A 21,014-nucleotide genomic window follows, 5' to 3' on the forward strand; every position below is an offset into this window, starting at 1 on the left:
TGGAACCACATGGTGTGAGCCAGGTCATGTCACACGGTCCACTCACGCGCGTGTCCGCGAGGGGGACGACGACTGGAGGCTCTGATGCGCGGAGACGTGGCTGCGCTGGTCCGGCGTCGACCACGCCGAGGTTCGCGACACCCGCGCGTACCTGATCCGGATCACCACGCGGCTCGCGCTCAACCGGCTGCGCCAGCAGAAGGCGCGGCGGGAGGTCTTCGACCTGCCGTACGACGAGATCGCGGACACCCTCGGGCGGTCGGAGAGCGCGGTCCGGCAACTCGTCCACCGAGCCCGCGGGCACGTGCACGCGCGGCAACCCCGGCACCGCGTGGACAAGGACCGGCACAACGAGCTGACCACGCGGTTCATGGCCGCGGCCGGATCCGGCGACTTCGACCAGGTGGTGTCGTTGCTGGCGCCGGACGCGCTGCTGATCAGCGACGGCGGCGGCAAGAAGAAGGCCGCGCTGCGGCCGATCCGGGGCGCGGAGAAGATCGCCCGCTGGGTGTTCGCCGTGATCGAGGAGAACCCGGGCTTCGAGGTCCGGCCGGCCACGCTGAACGGCGAGACCGCGTTCGTCGCGTACTACGCCGACGAGCCCGACACCGTCGTCTTCTTCCGGACCGCCGACGACGTCATCACCGGCCTGTACCTGATCCGCAACCCCGACAAGCTCACCACCGTCCCGACCCTCCACGAACTCGGCTGAGGAACGGCCGGACAGCGGCGACCACCTGGTCGAGGTGCGTCTCGAGCAGCCAGTGCCCACCGTCCTCGAACAGGTGCAGCTCGGCGTCGGGTACGTCGGCCAGGTACGCGCGCGCCGCCTCGGCCGGCATGTACCCGTCCTGCGGTCCCCACACGATCAGCGTCGGCGGCCGGTGCTCGCGCAGGTAGGCCTGGTACTGCGGGAAGCGCCGGACGCTGTCCTCGATCTCGGCGAAGAAGCCGATCATGACGTCGCGGTGCTCCCGCATCAGCGGCCAGGACAGGTTCCACAGGTCCGGACTGATCCGCTGCGCGACCTCGGGCGCGACCTCACCGAGGATCTCTTCGCGCAGCCCGTCGTAGGAGACCGCCTCGGCGAGCCGGTCGCGCCGCGCGTCCGACGGGTCGGCCCAGTAGTCCTGCAGCGCCTGGTACTTCGGGCCGAGGGTCTTCTCGTAGGCGTCGCCGTTCTGGATGATCAGCGCGACGATCCGGGCCGGGTTCCGGACCGCCAGCTGGAAGCCGGCCTGCGAGCCGTAGTCGAAGAGGTAGAGCGCGAACCGGTCGACGGCGAGCGTGTCCAGGAAGCGTTCGAGCAGGTCGGCGTACCCGGGGAAGCTGTAGTCGAAGTCCGCCGGCGCCTCGCTGTACCCGAAGCCGGGGAAGTCGGGCGCGAGCAGGCGCCACTCGTCGGCCAGGGCGGGCATCAGGCCCCGGTACTGGAAGGACGAGGACGGGTAGCCGTGCGGCAGCAGTACGACGGGAGCGTCCGGCGGACCGGCTTCGCGGTAGAAGATCTCGACGTCGCCGACGGCGACCGTCCGGTGCGTGACGTTGACCATGCAGACGCTGTACCCGGGCTCGGCGGTCGTAGACTATCTGCAACTCAGTCGCAGGTGGAGGTGTGGTGGAGTACCTGGTGGTAGGGCCCGACGACGTGGGTGAGCCGGGGTTGCGGGCGGACCTGCTGGACACGTGGATCGCGGCGACCGATGCGGGCGGGGCGGTCGGGTTCACGGCACCGGCTCCGGTCGGGCTGGTCGCGGAGACGCTGGACGAGGCGCTGGGTCGGGTCGCGGCCGGGCTGGATCTGCTCGGCGTCCTGCACAACGGCGAGCGGTACGTCGGCATGGGGCTGCTCGTGAGCCGGCGCACCGCGCTGCAGGCTCACTGGCGGACGGTGCTGCGGTTGATGGTGCATCCGAAGTACCAGGGCAACGGTGCGGGTCGGATGCTGATGGAGGGTTTGCGTGGGTCGGCGGTCGAGCTGGGGCTGGAGCAGTTGCAGCTCACGATCCGCGATGGGTTGGGGCTGGAGCGGTTCTACGAGCCGCTCGGCTACCGCGTCGTCGGGCGGCATCCACGCGCGGTCCGGGTCGCCCCGGACGACTACCGCGACGAAATCATGCTCGTCCAAGACCTCTGACGACGACACCGCCGCTCCACAGCCATCAGCAGTCCGGCGACCCCGAACTGCCTGCCGGACCGGCGCTCCACAGCCTCAGCCAGACCGGCGATCCCGAGCGCTCCACAGCCTTAACCGGATCGGCGCGTTCGGAGGGCGTCAGCGGGAGCGGCGGGCGAGGGCGGCCAGGGTTGCGCCGAGGGCGACCAGCAGCCCGCCCAGCGTGAGCAGGACGGGCGAGGGCCCACCGCTCGCGGGGATCTCGGCCTGACGGACCGATCGCACGTCCGCGCCCGGCCGCGCCCCGACGGTGAACTTCACCGGCGCTGCGACGGTGCCGCCGGCTGCGTCGGCCTGCTCGTAGATCGCCTTGGCGTTCCCGGTGAAGCCGGCCGCCGGCGTCAGACTGATCGTCCCGTCCGGAGCAACGGCCCAAGTGCCCGACGCGTCGGTCATCCGCTTGGAGCAGCTCGCGGGTCCACTTCGCAGACACACCGTGCGACCGTCGGGCGCGCCGCTGTCGTTCAGCAGCGGGTTGACCGCGACCGGGCTCCCAGGCGTTCCGGTCGCCGTGTCCGTGGTCGCCTTGACCAGGATCGGCGGCGCGACGGTGACCTCGACGAGCGCGGTGTTCGAGGTGCCGTTCTCATCGCTCACCCGATACGCGACGGTCCGCGTCGTACCGCTGAAGCCCTTCGCCGGCGTGAACGTGACCTTCCCGTCCGTGCCGGCCGCGAATCCACCCTCGTCCGGGACGGTCACCGACTTCTTGTCCTTGCCGTCGGCCGGATCCCGCAGTACGACGGAACCCGACACGAGCGGCGCGGACGCGTCGCCCGCCGTGTCGTTGCCGAGGACGTGGACGACGACCGGCTTGCCGTAGTCGGTCCGCGCGCTGTCGTCGACAGTCACCGGACGCACCGGCACGACCGTCACCGTGATCGTCGCGCGGGCCGCGTTCCGATTGCTGTCCTTCACGACGTACGCCGCCGGCCGCGCGGTCCCGGTGAACGTGGCGACTGGTGTGAACGTCACCTTGCCCTTGGCAACGGCCCAGTCACCTTCACCCGCAACTGTCACCTGAGTGACGAGCGCCGCGTCCGGACCGACCAGCAGCAGCGTCTCCGGATCCAGCTTCGCGCCCGGCCCAGGCTTGTCGTTCGCCAGCGGGTCGATCACCACCGCAACATGCTGCTTGGTCCGCGCCGCGTCCGGCGCCGCCACCGGCCGGGCCTGCACCGTGATCGTCAATGCAGCCGACGCGACCGTCCCGTTGCGGTCGGCCACCTGATATCCGACCGGCGTCGCCGTACCGACGAACCCGTCGACCGGCGCGAACCGGATCCCACCGTCCGGCTGTACGACGTACGTCCCCTGCCCCGCCACCTCAAGCGACGACACCGGATCACCGGTCGCCGGGTCCACGAGCCGCACCTCGTCCAGCGGCGCCGACGTATCACCCGGCTTGTCGTTCGTCAGCACCGCGACCGTCACCGCGGTGCCGTACGGCGTCGCGACCGTATCGTCGGCCACCACCGGAACGATCGCCTGCACAGTGAACGCAACCGTCGAAGCGGTCGTGTTCCGGCTCGTGTCCGTGACCCGGTAGGCGATCGAGGTGACCCCGCGGAACGTCGGCACCGGGTCGAACGTGATCCGCCCGGTCACCTCGTTCACCGTGAACACGCCCTGCCCGGACACGGTCGCCTGCCGGCCCCAGCTCCGCACGCCCACGCCGTACAACTGGACCGACGTCTTCTCGAGCTCCGCGCCGGTGCCCGCCTTGTCGTTGGCGAGCGGGTCGATCGACGCGGTGACGTTCTGCTTCGTGGTGACCGTGTCGGCGGCCGCCTCGGGGCCCTTGCCCACGGTCAGGAAGAGCAGCCCTTCGGCAGTCGTCCCGTTGTCGTCGGTGATCCGGTACGTCGCCGGCGTCGTCACCCCCTGGTAGTCCTTGACCGGCGTGAACGTGACCGACCCGTCGTCGCCCGCGGTGTAGGTCCCTTCACCGGCTTGGGTGACGCTCTTCCGATACCCGCCGGCCGGATCCTTCAGCACCAGGCTCGACCGGACGAGCGGTGCGGACGCGTCGCCGGCCCTGTCGTTGGCGAGCACGTTGACCGTGATGGGCTGGTTGTACGGCGTGATCGCGGAGTCGTCCAGGGTCACCGGCCAGACCGGGCTGACGGTCATCGTCAGGGTCGAAGCAGCGACGGTCTGGTTCGAGTCGGCGACCCGGTAGTTGATCGCCAGCGCCTTCCCGCGGAAGGCGGGTAGCGGGTCGAAGGCGACCGCCCCGCTCGGCTGGACCGAGTACGTGCCCTGGCCGGCGACCGTCACCTTCTTCAGGTAGCCGGCCGTCCGGGCCGCCGGGTCGAGCAGGCCGACGGAGGAGGGGTCGAGCTTCGCGTCGGCGCCCGGGCTGTCGTTGGACAGCAGGTTCACCGTGACCGGGACGCCCTGCAGCGTCGACGCGGTGTCCGCGACGGCGATCGGCGGCAGCCCGACCGTGATCCAGAGCTTGGCCGTGGTCAGCGTTCCGTTGCTGTCGGCCACTTGGTAGGTCAGCTGCGTCCCCGGACCGCGGAACGTCGCGCCTGGATCGAAGGTGACCACTCCCCCGGCGGCCGTGTACACGCCCTCGTTGCGGATCGTCACGGACGCCTTCAGCACGCCGTCGGCCGGGTCGGTGAGCAGCAGGCTGCCCGGAACCAGCGGCGCCGACTTGTCACCCGGCGTGTCGTTCGCCAGCACCTTGACCGCGACGGTCTTCTCGTACGGCGTCTTCGCGGTGTCGTCGACCGCGACCGGCGTGATCGGCGTGACCGTGACGGTGATCGTCGACCGGGTCGCCTGGTCGAACCAGTCGGACACCCGGTAGGTCAGCGGGGTCGCCGTACCCGTGAAGCCCGGCAGCGGGTCGACGATGACCGTGCCCTCCGGATTCACCTGATAGCTGCCCTGGCCGGGGATCTTGACCAGCTTCTTCATCGAACCGTCCGCCGGGTCGATCAGCACCAGGCTGAGCGGGTCGAGCCCGGTGCCCTGCCCGGCCGTGTCGTTGGCGAGCGGATCGAGCAGCAACCGGACGTTCTGCTTGGTCGTACCGGTGTCGGTCTTCGCGGTCGGTGGCGGCGGCTTCGCGATCGTGACCGTCAGCGTCGCGGTGGTCGGGGTGCCGTTGACGTCGGACACGAGGTAGGTGACCGGCGCCGCGACGCCGGTGTACGTCGCGAGCGGGTCGACCTCGAGCTTCCCGTCCGCCGTCACCGTGTACGTCGCTTCGCCGTCGACGAGGACCGCGGTCTTCGGCTTCCGCGTCTTCGGGTCGAGGACCCGCAGACTGCTCGGCACCAGCGGGACCGCCGGGTCACCCGGACTGTCGTTCGCCAGCACGTTGACGGTGACGTTCGCGTCGTACGCCGTACTCGCGGTGTCGTCGGTCGCGTCCGGCTGCACCTTGGTCACGGCGACCGAGAGGGTCGCCTTCCCGAGCGCGCCGTTGCCGTCGGCAACCTGGTAGGTGACCGGTTTCGCCGGGCCACTGAACGCGGGGAGCGGCTCGAACAGGATCTTGCCGTCCGGCTTCGCGGTGTACTTGCCCTGCCCGGGGACGATCAGCGTCGTGGCCGGCTCACTGCGGGTGGGCGGGATCAGCCGGACGCTGCCCGGCACCAGCGCCGAGCCGGTCGGGCCGGGCTTGTCGTTGTCCAGGACGGCGATCACGATCGAGCCGCCCTGCCGCGTCGTGATCGTGTCCGGGTTCGCCACCGGCGGACCGGGCGCGTCGACCGAGACCGTGAGCTCGGCCCGCGCGGGCGTGCCGTTCTTGTCCAGGACCTGGTAGGTCAGCGGCTTCCCGACACCCTGGAACCCGCGCACCGGGCGGAACGTCACCTTGCCGCCGGCAACCAGATACACACCCTGCCGCGCCACGGTGACCGTGTCGACGAGCTTCTTGCTGGCCGGGTCGACCAGCAGGAGGCTGGCCGGGTCGAGCGGAGCGTCCGGTGACCCGGGCACGTCGTTCGCCAGCACGGGTACGACGACGTCGGTGTCGAACGCGGTGGACACGGAGTCCCCGTGCGCGACCGGAGTGACCGGCGTGACCGTGACCGTCAGGGTGGACTCGGCGGTCTGCTGGGTGGTGTCGGTGACGCGATATCCGAGTTGCGTGCCGACGCCGGTGAAGCGAGGCAGCGGGAGGAAGTCCACGGCGCCGTTCGGCTTCGCGACGTACTCGCCCTCACCGGCGATGACGACCTTCTTCTTGAACGCGGCGTCGGCCGGATCGCGGAGGACGACCGAGGCTGGGACCAGTCTGACCCCGGGTGCCGGGCGGTCGTTGGCCAGTGGCTTGATCGCGAGGCTGACGTTCTGCGGGGTGGTCGCGGTGTCGGCGGTGGCCACCGGGCGGGCCGGGAGGGCGACGGTCAGGGTGAGCTTGGCGGTCGCTGTGGTGCCGTTGCCGTCGGCAACGCGGTACGTGACCGGCTTGGCCGGGCCGAAGAAGCCGGGCACCGGTTCGACGTCGATCCGGCCGTCCGGCTTGGCGACGTACTTGGCCTGACCGACGACGTTGACCATCGCGACGCATTGCTTGGTCTCGAGCAGGCACAGGGTGCCGGGTTTGAGCGGCGTCCCCGGGTCGCCGGGTTTGTCGTTGGCCAGCACGTTGACCGACGTACCGGTGTTGAACGCGGTGGTCGCGGTGTCGTCGGCCAGGACCGGCGGGGGCGGCGGCGCGATCTGGATCGGGTGGTCCTCGACCTCACCGGAGTCGGCGGCTCCGGTCGGCCTGTCGAGTTGGGCGTTGTTGTAGCCGACGCGGACCCGGGCGTACGACGCTCCGGCGGCCGGGCGGGCGTACTTCGCCCAGTTGAGCGTGACCGCGCTCTGGCCGGGGGCGAACGTGGTGCAGGCACGTTCGGCCGGCTCGAAGGTTCCGTCGCGGTCGAGGTCGATCCAGGCGCACGCACGGCCGGCCTTCGACGCCCCGGTCAGGGCGAGCTCGGCGGAGTACGCCGTGGAGGTCGTCCGCAGGGGCTTGAAGGTGACGCCGTCGTCGGCCTGGTCCGGCGTGGCCGGGCCGGTGGTTCCGTTGGCGACGGTCGCGTTGTCCTCGGTGACCTCCTTGCCGAGCCGTACGTCGCTGAGCACCGACCAGGCCGCGCCGTACGACGCCGGGGCGTCGCCGAAGTCCTCCCCGGTCGAGGCGAGCACGGAGAACGCGTCGCCGGAGGAGGCGGTGTTGAACGCCGGCAGCTTCGGGTGCTTGGTGAAGAACGCGGTGACGTCGAAGGTGATGGTGGTGGCCACGCCGTTCACCCGGACCGAGCCGCAGGCGGCCGTCGCGGAAGCGTTCGGACCGGTGCCGGTCTTGGTGTTGATGCAATTCGGGCCGGCGTCGTGGTTCGTCGCGGTGACGGTGTCGCTGGTGACGGTCAGGTTGTTGCCGGTGCCGACCTTGGTGAGGCTCAGGCCGGCGGTGGTCAGCTTCAGGACCGAGTGCACCTCGGACTGCGCCTTCGGCGTGCCGTTGACGGTCTGGGTGACGGAGCCGCCGAGCCCGGCAAGATGCAGGACCGGGTTGCGGACCGGCTGGCTGAACGCGATCGTCACCGTGCCGCGGTCCCCACAGGTCCCGGTCGACGCGCAGGTCCCGGTGTTGACGACGAGGTCCTGAGCCGGAGTCGTCCGGGCGATCGGCGGCGCGTACGTCGCCGGCCCGGTCCCTCGGATCCCGGCAGTCGTTGCGTCCAGCAACGCGGTCTGACCGGTGACGGTGATCGTCTGCCGGAGCCCTGACCCGGGCATGACCGCCGACGCCGAGTCGCCCTGGGTGAACGGCACCGACGGCACCTGATACGCGGCGCCGTCGACTGCTGTCAGGGTGAGCAGACCGGTGACCAGCACGATGGACAGGCTCGGTCGTGTGCCCCGCATGTTGCAGCCCTCCCGAGCGTTCACGGCGTGCGCGTGCGTCGGCCGCGGGGCGGGCGGGCCAGCGTAGAAGTAACGGTCTACGCCGACTTGATGTTACGGCCTAATCACTCTCCGAGGTCGTAGATCCGGACCCTGCCCACGCTGTGTCGCCGGACGGCGAGCCGGTCGAGCGCCGGCGACACGGTCCCGTTGCGGGCGTCGGCGTACAGCCATCGGACGTCGTACTCCGCCCGCAGTCGCCGCAGCACCTCGGGCGTCGGCGCCGCGACAGCCTGGTTCGTCAGCGCGACCCGCTCCGGCCAAGGCGACGGCTGCTCGGTGTACCGCCGGCCGCCGACGCCCTGGTCGGCCATTGCCTGGTTCGTGTACGCCCAGCCTTCGATCAACGTCCGGCGGCCCGCGATCCCGCTCACGAGGTAGCCGCGCGCGTCGCATCCCGGCGTCAGCTTCCCGGCCGGGCGGCACCAGGTGTTCGCCGCGACCACGTCGGTCGGCGCCGAGTTCCGCGCGAGCCACCTCGCCGCCGACTCCTCGTCTGGATACACCCACCACCGCGGCGCCGTGAACGTCCGCGCCCGCTCGGTGTCCCCGTGCACCGCGCTCTGCCCGACCGACTTGAGCGGCACCACGGCCAGCAGAGCCAGTACGACGACCAGCCCGGCACCCGGCCGCCTCCGGAGGAACCAGCCGAGCCCGACGAGTACCAGGAACGCCAACACCGGCCGGGCGACCAGCAACAACTGGTGTCCCGGCGACCCCGTCGGCTTCGCGTCAGCGACCAGCAGCACGCCGCCGGTGACCGCGCCGAGCACGAGACCGCCGGCCGCGGCCGTGAGCAGCGAGCGTCTTCTCGTCCGCGGGGAGAGCTCGCGCGCGAAGGTCGCGGCGAGCCAGCCGGCGGCGGCCAGCCCGAAGGGGAAGGCGGTGTGGATGAAGTAGGACTCGCTGACGGAGGGGTGGTCGATCAGGAGGTAGCCGGCCCAGCCGGCGATCAAGGCGCCGACCAGGAACCACGCGACCGGCTCCCGCCGCAGCTTCCCGAGTACCGCGAAACCGACGACCGCGGTCGCCTGATTGATCAGCAACACACAGAGCAGCACGACCGTGCCGACCACCGCGCCCTGCGCGAGCGCCGGCAGGATCAGCCCGCCCTCCCCCGCCGGGGTCGTGTCCCCGGTCGCGGCCGCGTAGTCCCCACTCGACTTCAGGACGGCGAGAAACTGCAGCCCCGACCCGCTCGTGCTTCCGGCCACCGTCAGCATCGTCCCGACGCCGGCCGCCACGAGCAGCGCGCCGCCCACGACCGCACGCATCGGCAGCCGCCGCGTCTGCACGAGCATCGCCACTGCGGCCAGCCCGACCGCTCCGACCAGGATCGGCAGGACCGTCGGCTTCGATCCGCCGCCCATGATCGCGACCGCGAAGGCGACCACCCAGAGACCGCCGCGGGCATGCCGGAAGAGCAACTCGATCAGGAACACCGCCGCCGCGACGCACGCGATCATCCCGAACGTCTGCGACGGACTGAGGAAGCTGAGGGGCGCGGACAGGTTCACGCTGGTGTCCACCAACAGGTACAGCTGCGGCGCCGCCAACGCAGCGGCCGCGAGTACGCCGGTCCACCACGCGCGGCTGACCGTCCGGGCCAGCGTCGCGCACACCAGCAAGGCGACCACGAGCCACGGCAGCAGCCACAGCCGGAACAGCACCATGGCCGGCTCCAGCCGAGTGATGTCCGCCGCTGCCGCCATGTCCGCGTTGGCGATCCAGTGGTACTCGAGCCGCTCCCCCGCCACCTGAGGCAACTCCGGCGGGACGGCCCGCATCAACTCGTTCACCATCGACAGGTGGTAGAGCAGGTCCTGGTAGTACGACGACCCGTGCGGTGGCAGCTCGTGAAACGCCATCACGCCGAGCGTGGTCGCCCCGAGCACGACCGCCGAGGCGATCGCCAGTCCCCAGGTCCACCACACCGGCAACGGCTGCGGCTCACCGATCCGCCAGTACGCACGCAAGCGTCGTACCAGGGCAAAGGCGACAAGGACCAGGGCGGGCCAGACGATCAGCCAGCGCTGCCCGCCGAACGCGGTGAAGATCGCCCAGCCGATCAGCTGCCAGGTCGCTCCGACGACGGATCCGAGTCCGAGATCCTCGGCCCAGTTCCCCGTACTCCGCCAGACCGCCCGCAGCAGCAGGGTGCCCGGAAGCGCGATCCCCAGCGCGAAGTAGGCGCAGTACTTGACGATCGGCCCGGGTGGTACGTCGATCACCGCAAGCCCGCCGACCGCGACCGCCAACGGCAGCAGCCACGGGAGGAACCGCCTCATCCCTGACGGACCGGTTCCTGATGACCGTGGTCGTCGAGGCTGTCGTAGCCGACCAGGAACTGCGGTCGGCGTTGGCTCGACTGGAAGAGGCGGGCAACGTACTCACCCAGCAGGCCGAGACACAGGAGCTGGATCGCGCCGATGATGCTCACGGCCAGCACGGTCGACGTCCACCCCGGGATGCTCCGGCCGGTCAGCTTGATGATCAACGCACCGACCACGAACAGCCCGGACATCGCACCGCCGAGCAGCCCGAGCCAGGTCGCCAGCCGCAGCGGCGCGGCCGAGAACGCAGTCACGCTGTCGAACGCCAGCCGCAGCATCTTCGACAGGTTGTACTTCGTCGTCCCGGCCGCACGCTCCGCCCGGACGTACGGCACCTCAGTGCTCGGGAAGCCGAGCCACGGGATGACCAGCCGAAACACCCGGCCGTCCTCCGGCAACGCGTTCACCGCATCCACCACTCGGCGCGAGACCAGCCGGAAGTCGGCGGCGTCGAACGGGATGTCCTTGCCGACGAGCCGGCACATCAGCCGGTAGTAGAGCCGGGCCGTCGTCCGCTTCGGCCACGAATCACTCGAGCGATCCGACCGGACGCCGTACACGACGTCGACGTCCTGCTCGCGTGCGGTCCGCAGGAACTCGGCGATCACCTCGGGCGGGTCCTGCAGGTCGGCGTCGATGGTGACGACGTACCGGCCACGGGCGCGGCGGAAGCCGGCGGACTGCGCGGCCTGGTGACCGCTGTTGCGCAGCAATCGGACGACGCGCAGCTGCGGCCAGTCATTCGCGGCCTCCAGCAGGAGCGCGGCTGTCCTGTCCCGGCTGCCGTCGTCGACGACCAGCAACTCGTAGCTGATCCCGAGTCCGTCCAGCAGCGGGTGCATCCGGTCGAAGAAGATCGGCAGCACGTCCTCCTCGTCGTACATCGGTACGACGACGGAGAGCTCGGGGTCGGTGTCCCGCATGCTGCAGACCTTCCGGTTCAGGTGGGTGTCGAAGGGATGACCTTACTAACGACGCAGGCAGTGGATCGGCACGATCAGAGCGGCGGCGAGATCGCGACCGCTCCGGTCCGCCGCGGATCGCCGACCGCGAGCAGGCCGTCGGCCGGATCCCAGAACGCGGCCGCGACGCCACCGAAGTACATCGAGTGCGGCGGCATCGGCCTCGTCGACAGGGACGTCGAGCCCGACACCGGCAGCTCGTCCTCGTAGTCGACCACCACGTCCTTGCGCACGCGGACGTGCAACCGCGGGTGCTCGACCGCCTCGGCCAACGGCAGCCCGCCATGGGTGTAGAGCGCGTAGACCTGGGCAATCGCGGTCGGGATCCGGTCCGAACCGGGCGAGCTGATCGCGAGCACCGCGCCGTCGCTGTCGCGGCGGGCGACACTCGGCGCCATGTTCGACGTCAGCCGCGTCCCCGGCGCCAGGCTGTGCGGGCCGCCGTGCAGCAACTCCTGCTCGCCGAGGGCGTTGTTCAGCCAGATGCCGGTGCCCGGAGTCAGTACGCCGGAGCCGTAGCCGGACGACACCGTGATCGCGCACGCGTCGCCCTCGTCGTCGACGACCGAGACCGTCGCCGTACTGGGTGAGCTGAGCGCGCGGAGGTCACCGGACGCGGCCAGGTCGAGCAGCCGCTGACCTTCCAGCTGGCGCTTGTCCTCCTCGTCCAGCTCGGCCAGCCGTGCCCCGAGGACGGCGTACTGCACGTCGACGAGTCGCTCGATCTCGGACTGACTCCAGCTCCCGTTCGCCGGTACGCCGTCCAGCAGCGCGAGCATCGCGGCCACGGCGACCCCGCCGACCGCGGGCGGCGGGTTGGTCGCCAGGCGCCACCCGTTCTGCCGGACCATCAGGGCCGGGCGGACGACGGCCTCGTACGCGGCCAGGTCCTCAGCCGTCAGGATGCCCTCGTTCGCGGCCATGTCGCGGATGAGCAGCTGCGCGAGCTCGCCGGTGTACATCGTCTCGGCGCCGTCGCGGCCGATCAGCTCGAGCGCGTCCGCCAGCTCCGGGATGACGACCGTGCTGCCGGCCTTGATCACCGAGCCGTCGTCGGCGTGCACCACCCGGTGACTCGGCTGGTGCCAGCCGAAGATGATCTCGTGGGTGTACTGGAGGTAGTAGCCCGACGTCCGGCTCAGCTGGAAGCCTTGCCGGGCGATGTCGATCGCTGGCTGGACGACCTCGCGCCACGGCGCCTTGCCGGAGCGCCGGTGGGCCAGGTCGAGCGCCTTCATCCCGCCCGGCGTGGCTACCGATCCGTGGCCGACGGTGGTCGTCGTCCCGCCGCCGTAGTCGGTGGTGACGTCCCAGACGCCGCGGCCGAAGTGTTCGGTCGCCAGGCCGCGGCCGGGCATCTCCACCCAGCCGTCGATGGTGACCGCATCGCCGCCGGCGACCTGCAGGGTGACGAACCCGCCCGACGCCGGCGAGACCACGCCGATCTCGTTCACCATCGTCACCAGCGTGGCCGCGATCGCGGCGTCGACGGCGTTGCCGCCCTCGGCCGCGACCCGCACCCCGGCCTCGGCCGCCGCCGCGTTCGGCGCGGCCACCGCCACCCGCGGGTGCCCGCCGCTCATGCCGCGCCCCGCCCCGGCCGCGCCGAGCCGCCCCGGCCCATGACGTCAGCCGACCCGCCCCGGCTCATGGCCGTCAGCCGACCCGCTGGACGGCGCCGAAGCGGTCGACCGCGACCTGGACGGCGGCCTGCCGCGCGTCCGCCACCTCGTTCTCCTTCAGCGTGCGGTCGGGCGCCCGGAACCGGAGCGCGAACGCCAGCGACTTCTTGCCCTCGCCGATCTGCTCGCCGGTGTACAGGTCGAACAGCCGGATCGACTCCAGCAGCGCACCCGCACCCTCGACCAGCGCCGCCTCGACCTCCGCCGCGGCCACGTCGGCCGGGACGATCAGCGCCACGTCCTCCTTGGCCACCGGGTACGACGAGAACGGCTCGGCCACGACCGACGCCGGCGCGGCCGCCATCAGTACGTCGAGGTCGAGCTCGAGCGCACCCGACCGCGCGGGCAGCCCGAACGCCTGGCACACCTTCGGGTGCAGCTCCCCGGCGTGACCGACGACCTTGCCGTCGACGGACAGCTCCGCGCACCGGCCCGGGTGCCACGGCGCGACCTCGACGTTGCGCACGACCGGCTCGACCCCGACCGCGTTCGCCACGGTCCGGGCGAGCTGGACGGCGTCCGACCAGGTGGTCGGCTGAGCCTTGCCCCACCAACCGGCCGGCGTCCGCGCACCCGTCAGCACGGCGCCGACGTGCAGCGGCTGGTCCGGCAGTGCGTCGTACAGGGACTTGATCTCGGCGTCGCTCGGGCGCTGCGCCACCGACGGCAGCGGGGCGGGCTTCGGCTCGGCCTTGGGCAGGAACACCAGGCCGGTCTGGAAGATCGCGAGGTCGGTGTTGCCCCGGCCGACGTTGCGCTCGGCCGTCCGGAGCAGCGTCGCCAGCAGCGTGGTCTGCATCGACGGCTCTTCGTCGGACAACGGGTTCACCAGCTTGACCGTCGTACGACGTGGGTCGTCGGCGGGCAGGCCCATCGCGTCGAAGTCGGCGTCCCCGGCGAACGGGTACGAGACCACCTCGGTCAGGCCGGCGCCGACGAGCGCGGTCGCGATCCGGCGGCGGCGCGTCTGCGACACCGTGAGCCCCTGACCACCCGGCGCGGGCGGCAGCACCGACGGCACGTTGTCGTACCCGAACAGCCGGATGACCTCTTCGGCGAAGTCGTTGGGATCCCGCAGATCCGGCCGCCACGCCGGCGGCGTCACCGTCAGCAAGTCATCACCGGCCAACCCCGCAAGCCCCTCCGCCGCCACACCACCAACCGCAGCAGCGCCCGCGACGACCAGGGCAGGAGCGTGGACGCCTGCTGCGAGTGGTGCGGGGGTTGCGCCGGCGGGGGCCGGGTCGACCTTGCAGCCGACGGACTCGAGGTGACGGACGGTCTCCTCGATCGTGATCGGCGCACCCGCGACCCGCGCCGCGTGGTCGGCGCGGAAGGTGACCGGCTCCGGCACCCCGTGGGTGTCGACGACGGTCTCGTCGGCCTCGATCGTGCCGCCGGCAAGCTCGGCCAGCAGGTCCGCCACGCGCTGGGCGGCGTACCGCGGCAGCAGCGGGTCGACCTCGCGCTCGAACCGCCGCGACGCCTCCGAGGACAGCTTGTGCCGCCGCGACGCCCGCGCGATCACGATCGGGTGGAAGTGCGCCGCCTCGATCACCACGTCGCTGGTCGACTCGGAGATCTCCGTGGTCGCGCCACCCATCACCCCCGCGATCCCGATCGGGCCGGAGTCGTCGGTGATCAGCAGGTCCTCGGCGTCCAGCTCCCGGGTCTGGTCGTCGAGCGTCATCAGCTTCTCGCCGGCGTTGGCCCGCCGGACGACGATCTCGCCGGACAGTCGGGCCTTGTCGTACCCGTGGATCGGCTGACCGAGCTCGAGCATGACGTAGTTCGTCACGTCGACCCCGATCGAGATCGGCCGCATCCCGGTCGCCAGCAGCCGCTTCTGCAGCCACCGCGGCGACGGCGCCTTCGGGTCGATCCCGGTCACCGTGCGGGTGACGAACACACTGCACGCCCCGGCGTCGTCCACGCGCACCGGATACCCACCGGAGCCGGCCCCCGTCAGCGTCACCGCGGCGGGGTCCTTCAGCGGTACGCCGTACGCCGTCGCGGCCTCCCGCGCCACACCCCGGATCGACAGGCAGTAGCCACGATCCGGCGTGACCGCGATGTCCAGTACGTCGTCGCGCAGCGAGAGCAACTCGATCGCGTCGTCACCGGGCTTGGCCTCACCCGGCTCGAGGACGACGATGCCGTGCGTCCCGTCGTCGCCCAGGCCGAGCTCGGAGCTGGAGCAGATCATGCCGTTCGAGACGTGCCCGTACGTCTTCCGCGCGGAAATCGCGAAACCACCCGGCAGCACCGCACCCGGCAGGACGACGACGACCAGGTCGCCGACCTCGAAGTTGTGCGCGCCGCAGACGACCCACTGCGGCTCGTCCTTGCCGATGTCGAGCGAGCACCAGCGGATGGTCTTGCCGTTCTTCTGCGGCTCGTTCTCGTACGTGAGCACCTTGCCGACCACGAGCGGGCCGGACAGGTCCGACTCGTCGACGGTCTCCACCTCGAGGCCGGCCCGGATCAGCTTCTCGGCGACGCCGCGGCCGGTCACGTCCGCCGGCAGGTCGACGTACTCACGAAGCCATGACAGTGGGACCCGCATCAGATCTCCATCCCGAACTGGCGGCTGAACCGCACGTCACCCTCGACCATGTCCCGCATGTCCTCGACGCCGTTGCGGAACATCAGTGTCCGCTCCAGGCCCATGCCGAAGGCGAAGCCGGAGTACCGGTCGGTGTCGATGCCGCAGGCCTGCAGGACGCGCGGGTTCACCACGCCGCAACCACCCCACTCGATCCAGCCCTCGCTGCCACAGGTGCGGCACGGACGGTCCGGGTTGCCGACGGACGCGCCGCGGCAGACGAAGCACTTGAGGTCCACCTCGGCCGACGGCTCGGTGAACGGGAAGAAGTTCGGCCGGAGGCGCGCCTCCAGGCCCTCGCCGAACATCGACACGACGAAGTGGTCGAGGGTGCCCTTGAGGTGCGCGAGCGTGATGCCCTCGTCGACGACCAGGCCCTCGACCTGGTGGAAGACCGGGGTGTGGGTCGCGTCCAGCTCGTCGGTGCGGAACACCCGGCCAGGGCAGATCACGTAGATCGGCGGCTTGCGGGTCAGCATCGACCGCGCCTGCACCGGGGAGGTGTGGGTCCGCAGCACGGTGCCGGAGCCGGCCGGCTCGACGAAGAACGTGTCCTGCATTTGCCGGGCCGGGTGGTCGGGCTGGAAGTTGAGGGCGTCGAAGTTCAGCCACTCGGCCTCGATCTCCGGGCCCTCGGCGACGTCCCAGCCGAGCGCGGTGAACACGTCCGCGACCTGCTCGGAGATCAGCGACAGCGGGTGCCGGGCGCCGAGGGCCGGCGTGTGCCACGGCAGGGTCACGTCGACCCGCTCGGTGGCGAGCATCCGCTCCTCGTGCTCGGCCTCGAGCACGGCGAGCCGGGCCGCGAAGGCCTCGTTGATCGCCTTCCGGGCCGCGCCGATCCGTTGGCCGGCCTCCTTGCGGCCCTGCGGCGGCAGCGCGCCGATCTCACGGTTGGCGAGCGCGATCGGCGACTTCTCGCCGAGGTGCGCGGACTTGGCCTCCTGCAGGGCGGCCAGATCGGCCGCCTTGGCAAAGGCCGTCAGTGCCTGGTCCCTGGTCCGCTCCAGCTCTTCGGCGTGCAACGGCGTCACTTCGACCGGGTCGTAATCAGTGTTGGGACCGGACATGGCTCGCTCTCGGTTTCGGAACTCCTGCGGAAGCAGTCTAGGAACCTCCGGCCCCGGAGCGTGAATCGGCTGTCCACAAGCCTGCGTGCCCGGCGTGTGGCGGCCGTGAAAGCAAGTTGAAAGTTGGTGGGGTCATGATCGGTGGCAGGGACTCCGCCTGCCTCGGCGTCCCGCGAAGCGCTGAGGCGGGCGGACCTCGCCGGGCGGGCGGAGCCCGGCGAGCTCAGACGTCCACGGGTTCAGCGGCGGCCGGCTCCTGCGGCGAGCTGCTCGCCTTCCGGCGGGGTAGGGCGAGCAGCGCGACCAGGGCGCCGGCCAAGGCGCCGATCAGGCCGGCCGTCATGGCGATCGACATCGCGTCGGTGAACGCGGCCCGCGCCGCCGTGACGAAGTCCGGGCCCAGCGCCAGCGTCTCCGCGATCGAGTTCCGCGCCGCCTCCGGCACCGAGTCAGGCAGTGACGACGAGTACGCCGCCGCCAGCACGCTCCCCAGCACGGCGACCGACAACGCCGCACCCGTCTGCTGCACGGTGTCGTTCATCGCCGAGCCGACGCCCCGATGCTCGGCCGGCACCGACTGCATGAGCAACGTGTACGCCGCCGGCCCGGCCAGACCACCGCCGACACCCATCACGAGCAGCCCGACGATCAGCAGCCCGTAGCCGGACGACGTACCGACCTGGGTGAGGATCCCGAACCCGGCCGCGATCACCACCAGCCCCGTCGCGATCAAAGTCCGGTCGGCCAGCTTCTTCCCGAGCGTCGCCCCCAGACCGTTGAACAGCATCGCGGACGCGGCGTACGGGATCAGCGCGAGACCCGCCTTCAACGGTGTGTACCCGAGCACGAACTGCAGGTACTGCGTCAACGCCAGCAGCAACCCACCGGCGGTGAAGGACAACAGCACGATCGAGAAACTCGTCCCGCTGAAGTTCCGGTCCCGGAACAGCGCCAGCGGCACCATCGGATGCGCACTCCGCTTCTCCCACAGCGCGAACCCGGTCAGGGCGACCACGCCGAGCGCCAGCCCGCCGAGCACCTTCGCGGACCCGAGCCCGTCGGCCGGAATGGAGATGATCGCCCACACGACCGCGGTCATGCCGACCATCGACAGCACCGCGCCGCCGGGGTCGACCGCCCGCGCCGGTCCCCGCGACTCCGGGATCAGCGCGACCGCGCCGATGATCGCGACCACCGCGATCGGCACGTTCAGCAGGAAGATCGAGCCCCACCAGAAGTGCTCGAGCAGGACGCCGCCGACCGTCGGGCCGGCCACCACGCCGACCATCGCGACCGTGGACCAGCCGGCCATCGCCTTGCGCTGCTCCTCCGGCGGGAAAACGGTGAACAGCAGCGACAGCGTGCTCGGCATCAGCAGCGAGCCGCCGACACCCATGAGCGCGCGGCACGCGATCAACTGCCAGGGCGTCTCAGCCAGCGTGGCCAGCAGCGAGGCCAGCCCGAACAGCACCAGCCCGAGGATCAGCATCTTCCGCCGCCCGAACCGGTCGGACAGGCTGCCCGCGGTCAGCAGCAGCCCGGCGAACGCCAGGATGTAGGCGTCGATGATCCATTGGACGTCGGCGGGAGTGGCGCCCAGGTCGCGCATCAGCGACGGGATCGCCAGGTTCAGCACGGTGTTGTCGACCACCAGCACCATCAGCGCCAGGCAGAGGATCAACAGGATCCACCAGCGTCGCGGATGACCGGTCGCCGGAGTGGACTCGAACGGTGTACTAGTCACTCGCACACTGTACGACAAACTCGTACAGTGTGCGAGCCCAGGCTAGGATGACGCCATGAAGGAGTCGATCTGGACCCGCCGGCGGGCCGCCGCACCCGCCCGGGAAACGCTCAGCCGGGAGCAGATCGTGAAGACCGCGATGGAGCTCCTGGACACCGAGGGCCTGGCCGGCCTGAGCATGCGCAAGCTGGCCGCGAAGCTGGACGCGGGCGCGACCAGCCTGTACTGGCACGTCCCCACCAAGGACGACCTGATCGACCTCCTGATCGACGAGATCTGGGGCGAGATCGACGTACCCGGTCCCGAGCTGGCCGGCTGGCGGAACGGCGCCATGCTCTTCGGCCACAGCCTGCGGTCGGCCGTCCTCCGCCACCCGTGGCTGCCCGAGGTCATGTACACCCGGCCGAGCGTCGGCCCGAACGCGATGACGCTGGGCTCCCGCGGCCTGGTGCTGTTCGGTGCCGCCGGGTTCACCGAGCGCGAGATCGACCTGGCGATGAGCGCGGTGATGTCGTACGTGCTCGGCACCGCGAACTCCGAGGTCGCGACCCGCGAGATGGTCCGCAAGTCCGGTCAGTCGCTGCAGGAGTGGGCCGGCGACATGCTCGTCCAGGCCGAAGCCGTCGCCACCGACCACCCCGAGATGCGCGCCTCGGTACGCCGCCGCGCCCACGAGGACCTGAACCAGTCCCTCACCGAACACTTCGTCTTCGGCCTGGAAGCCCTCCTCGACGGCCTCGAGTCCCGCATCACGAAGAAGTAGGGCCGCCCGGCGGACGACGGATCAGGAGCTCGGCCGGATCGGGTTGGTCCAGGCTCGGGCGCCGGCGGGGTCTTCGACGGTGACGCGGTAGTGGGTGCCGTGGAACATGGTCAGGGGGAGCTCGCACTCGGTCAGGTTGGTGCCTTGGGCAACCTCTGCGCCGGGGACGCCGCCGGTGAGCAGGATCTTGCTCACCGGGGAGCAGTGGACCGCGACCACGTCGGCCTCGATGCGTACGTCGTACAGCTCGGGGCCGGTGCTGGAGTAGAAGTGGCCGGCTTGGAGGGCGGCCAGGAGGGAATCCGGGTCGAGGATCTCGGCGCGGACCTGGACCCAGGCCTGGCACGGGGGTGGGTCCTGGGGTTGCAGGTGGGCGTCGTCGGCGGCGTACGCCGTGAGCCGGTGACCGCGGTTGAGCAGGACGTCGGTCAGGTGCCAGCTGTCGCCGCGGTTCTCGCGGTCGGCGAGCGCGTTGTAGACCTCGACCGAGTGGGCCGCGTCCAGGCTCTCGGCGTCGACGGCGGTCAACAGGGAGGCCGACGGATGCGCCATCCCCACGAAGGCCCCGGCGGCGCGCGCCCGCCGCGCCAGCTCCGGGCCGGTCTCCGCGTCCGCCGGCGGCGCGAAGTCCAGCGGGAGCCCCGCGGCCACGATGTGCCACTCCTGCCCGGCCTCGGTCCGCGGCGCGTGCAATTCGGCGCCGATCAGCGTGGTGAACCCGTCCGACCGCAACTCCCGCGTGTCCGTGACCGGGAATCCGTACTCCGGCCGGAAGTGGTCGGTGATCGCCAGGAAGTCGTACCCGGCCTCCCGATACACCCGCGCCGTCTCCGCCGGTGACAGCGCACCGTCCGAGCGGTCCGAGTGCGTGTGCAGGTTCCCGCGCCAGAACCGTCCCTGCAGGTCGAACGGCAGCCCGGTCACCGGCGTTGCTCGCGCGCCGAGGCGTAGAGGCAGATGGCGGCCGCGGTGGCCAGGTTGAGTGACTCGGCGCGGCCGTAGATCGGCACCTTCACCGAGCGGTCGACGATCGCGTCGTACCCGTCGGGCAGGCCGTGGGCCTCGTTGCCGAACAACCAGACGGTCGGCTTGGCGAGGGTGCCGTCGTCGATGCAGCTGTCCAGATCGCTGGAGCCGTAGCCGTCGGCCGCGAGGACCTGCAGGCCTTGGTCGCGCCACGACTTGGCAGCCGCGGGGACGTCCACGTCGACGGTGATCGGCACGTGAAAGACACTGCCCACGCTCGCGCGCACGGCTTTCGGGTTGTGCGGGTCCACGGACTCCGACGACAGCACGACCGCGTCCGCCCCGGCCGCGTCCGCCGTACGGATCAGGGTGCCGACGTTGCCCGGATCACGGACCTGTACGCCGACCGCGACCAACCGGGCCGTACGTCGTACCGACGCGTCCAGCGGGACGTCGACGAGCGAGCACACCGCGACCACGCCCTGGGAGGTGACAGTCTCACTCAGGGCCTCGATCGCGGCCCGGTTGACCTCGAACCACGGCACGCCCGCGGCGCCGGCCAGATCGCGGAGATCGCGATGGCGGGTGGCGACGTCGGGCTCGGCGTACACCTCGAGGACGAGTTCGCGGTGCTCGAGGGCCTCCCGGACGGTCTGCGGGCCCTCGGCCAGGAAGCGGCGCGTCTTGCGCCGGAACGCACGAGTGGCGAGCCGCCGGGCCTGCTTGATCCGCACGGACTGTGCGGTCAGCAGACCAGGGCTCGCCACTTCGGGGTGCTGTTTCAGGAA

Annotated in this window: 13 protein-coding genes; 3 read left to right on the forward strand and 10 right to left on the reverse strand. The window is 71.1% G+C overall.

The window, feature by feature from the left end; genetic code table 11:
- The first annotated feature begins 331 nt into the window (after window positions 1-331).
- Complete coding sequence (locus tag ACQPYZ_RS26040; protein ID WP_433160698.1) at window positions 332-712, forward strand: nuclear transport factor 2 family protein; 381 nt, start codon at window positions 332-334, stop codon at window positions 710-712.
- Here ACQPYZ_RS26040 and ACQPYZ_RS26045 read toward each other — a convergent pair.
- A complete protein-coding gene (locus ACQPYZ_RS26045) occupies window positions 678-1,553 on the reverse strand; it encodes an alpha/beta fold hydrolase (protein ID WP_433160700.1) in 876 nt (291 codons plus the stop codon). The genes ACQPYZ_RS26040 and ACQPYZ_RS26045 overlap by 35 nt on opposite strands.
- 65 nt (window positions 1,554-1,618) lie before the next feature.
- Here ACQPYZ_RS26045 and ACQPYZ_RS26050 point away from each other — a divergent pair, with 65 nt between their 5' ends.
- The gene (locus ACQPYZ_RS26050) at window positions 1,619-2,137 is read left to right on the forward strand and encodes an N-acetyltransferase family protein (protein ID WP_433160701.1); all 519 of its coding nucleotides are present in this window, start codon (window positions 1,619-1,621) and stop codon (window positions 2,135-2,137) included.
- 138 nt (window positions 2,138-2,275) lie between these two features.
- Here the strand turns inward: ACQPYZ_RS26050 and ACQPYZ_RS26055 are convergent, their stop codons facing one another.
- From ACQPYZ_RS26055 to ACQPYZ_RS26085, 7 genes are all read right to left on the reverse strand, one after another.
- The gene (locus tag ACQPYZ_RS26055; RefSeq protein WP_433160703.1) at window positions 2,276-8,062 is read right to left on the reverse strand and encodes an Ig-like domain-containing protein; all 5,787 of its coding nucleotides are present in this window, start codon (window positions 8,060-8,062) and stop codon (window positions 2,276-2,278) included.
- 104 nt (window positions 8,063-8,166) lie between these two features.
- Complete coding sequence (locus tag ACQPYZ_RS26060; protein ID WP_433160704.1) at window positions 8,167-10,389, reverse strand: hypothetical protein; 2,223 nt, start codon at window positions 10,387-10,389, stop codon at window positions 8,167-8,169.
- Window positions 10,386-11,357, reverse strand: coding sequence for a glycosyltransferase family 2 protein (locus ACQPYZ_RS26065; protein ID WP_433160706.1), 972 nt, complete (start codon window positions 11,355-11,357; stop codon window positions 10,386-10,388). Before ACQPYZ_RS26065 ends, ACQPYZ_RS26060 begins: the two co-directional genes overlap by 4 nt.
- A 74-nt stretch (window positions 11,358-11,431) precedes the next feature.
- Entirely contained in the window at window positions 11,432-12,979 is a 1,548-nt protein-coding gene (locus tag ACQPYZ_RS26070) for a gamma-glutamyltransferase (protein WP_433160708.1), read from the reverse strand.
- 73 nt (window positions 12,980-13,052) lie between these two features.
- Window positions 13,053-15,644, reverse strand: coding sequence for a phenylalanine--tRNA ligase subunit beta (locus ACQPYZ_RS26075; protein WP_433160710.1), 2,592 nt, complete (start codon window positions 15,642-15,644; stop codon window positions 13,053-13,055).
- Window positions 15,644-16,753 (reverse strand): phenylalanine--tRNA ligase subunit alpha, encoded by a 1,110-nt coding sequence (gene pheS / locus ACQPYZ_RS26080; protein WP_433160711.1) that lies wholly within the window; start codon window positions 16,751-16,753, stop codon window positions 15,644-15,646. The genes ACQPYZ_RS26075 and pheS overlap by 1 nt, the downstream gene beginning before the upstream one ends.
- 223 nt (window positions 16,754-16,976) lie before the next feature.
- Entirely contained in the window at window positions 16,977-18,497 is a 1,521-nt protein-coding gene (locus tag ACQPYZ_RS26085) for an MFS transporter (RefSeq protein ID WP_433160713.1), read from the reverse strand.
- 55 nt (window positions 18,498-18,552) lie between these two features.
- Between ACQPYZ_RS26085 and ACQPYZ_RS26090 the strand changes: the two genes are divergently transcribed.
- Entirely contained in the window at window positions 18,553-19,260 is a 708-nt protein-coding gene (locus tag ACQPYZ_RS26090; RefSeq protein WP_433160715.1) for a TetR/AcrR family transcriptional regulator C-terminal domain-containing protein, read from the forward strand.
- A 21-nt stretch (window positions 19,261-19,281) separates the two neighbouring features.
- On the opposite strand, the gene ACQPYZ_RS26095 is transcribed toward ACQPYZ_RS26090, so the two are convergent.
- On the reverse strand, window positions 19,282-20,184 hold the full coding sequence (locus ACQPYZ_RS26095) for a CehA/McbA family metallohydrolase (RefSeq protein WP_433160717.1): 903 nt from the start codon (window positions 20,182-20,184) through the stop codon (window positions 19,282-19,284).
- The gene (locus ACQPYZ_RS26100) at window positions 20,181-20,993 is read right to left on the reverse strand and encodes a TrmH family RNA methyltransferase (RefSeq protein WP_433160719.1); all 813 of its coding nucleotides are present in this window, start codon (window positions 20,991-20,993) and stop codon (window positions 20,181-20,183) included. The genes ACQPYZ_RS26095 and ACQPYZ_RS26100 overlap by 4 nt, the downstream gene beginning before the upstream one ends.
- Window positions 20,994-21,014 lie beyond the last annotated feature (21 nt).

Source organism: Kribbella sp. CA-247076 (assembly GCF_050942445.1).
Taxonomy (GTDB): Bacteria; Actinomycetota; Actinomycetes; order Propionibacteriales; family Kribbellaceae; genus Kribbella.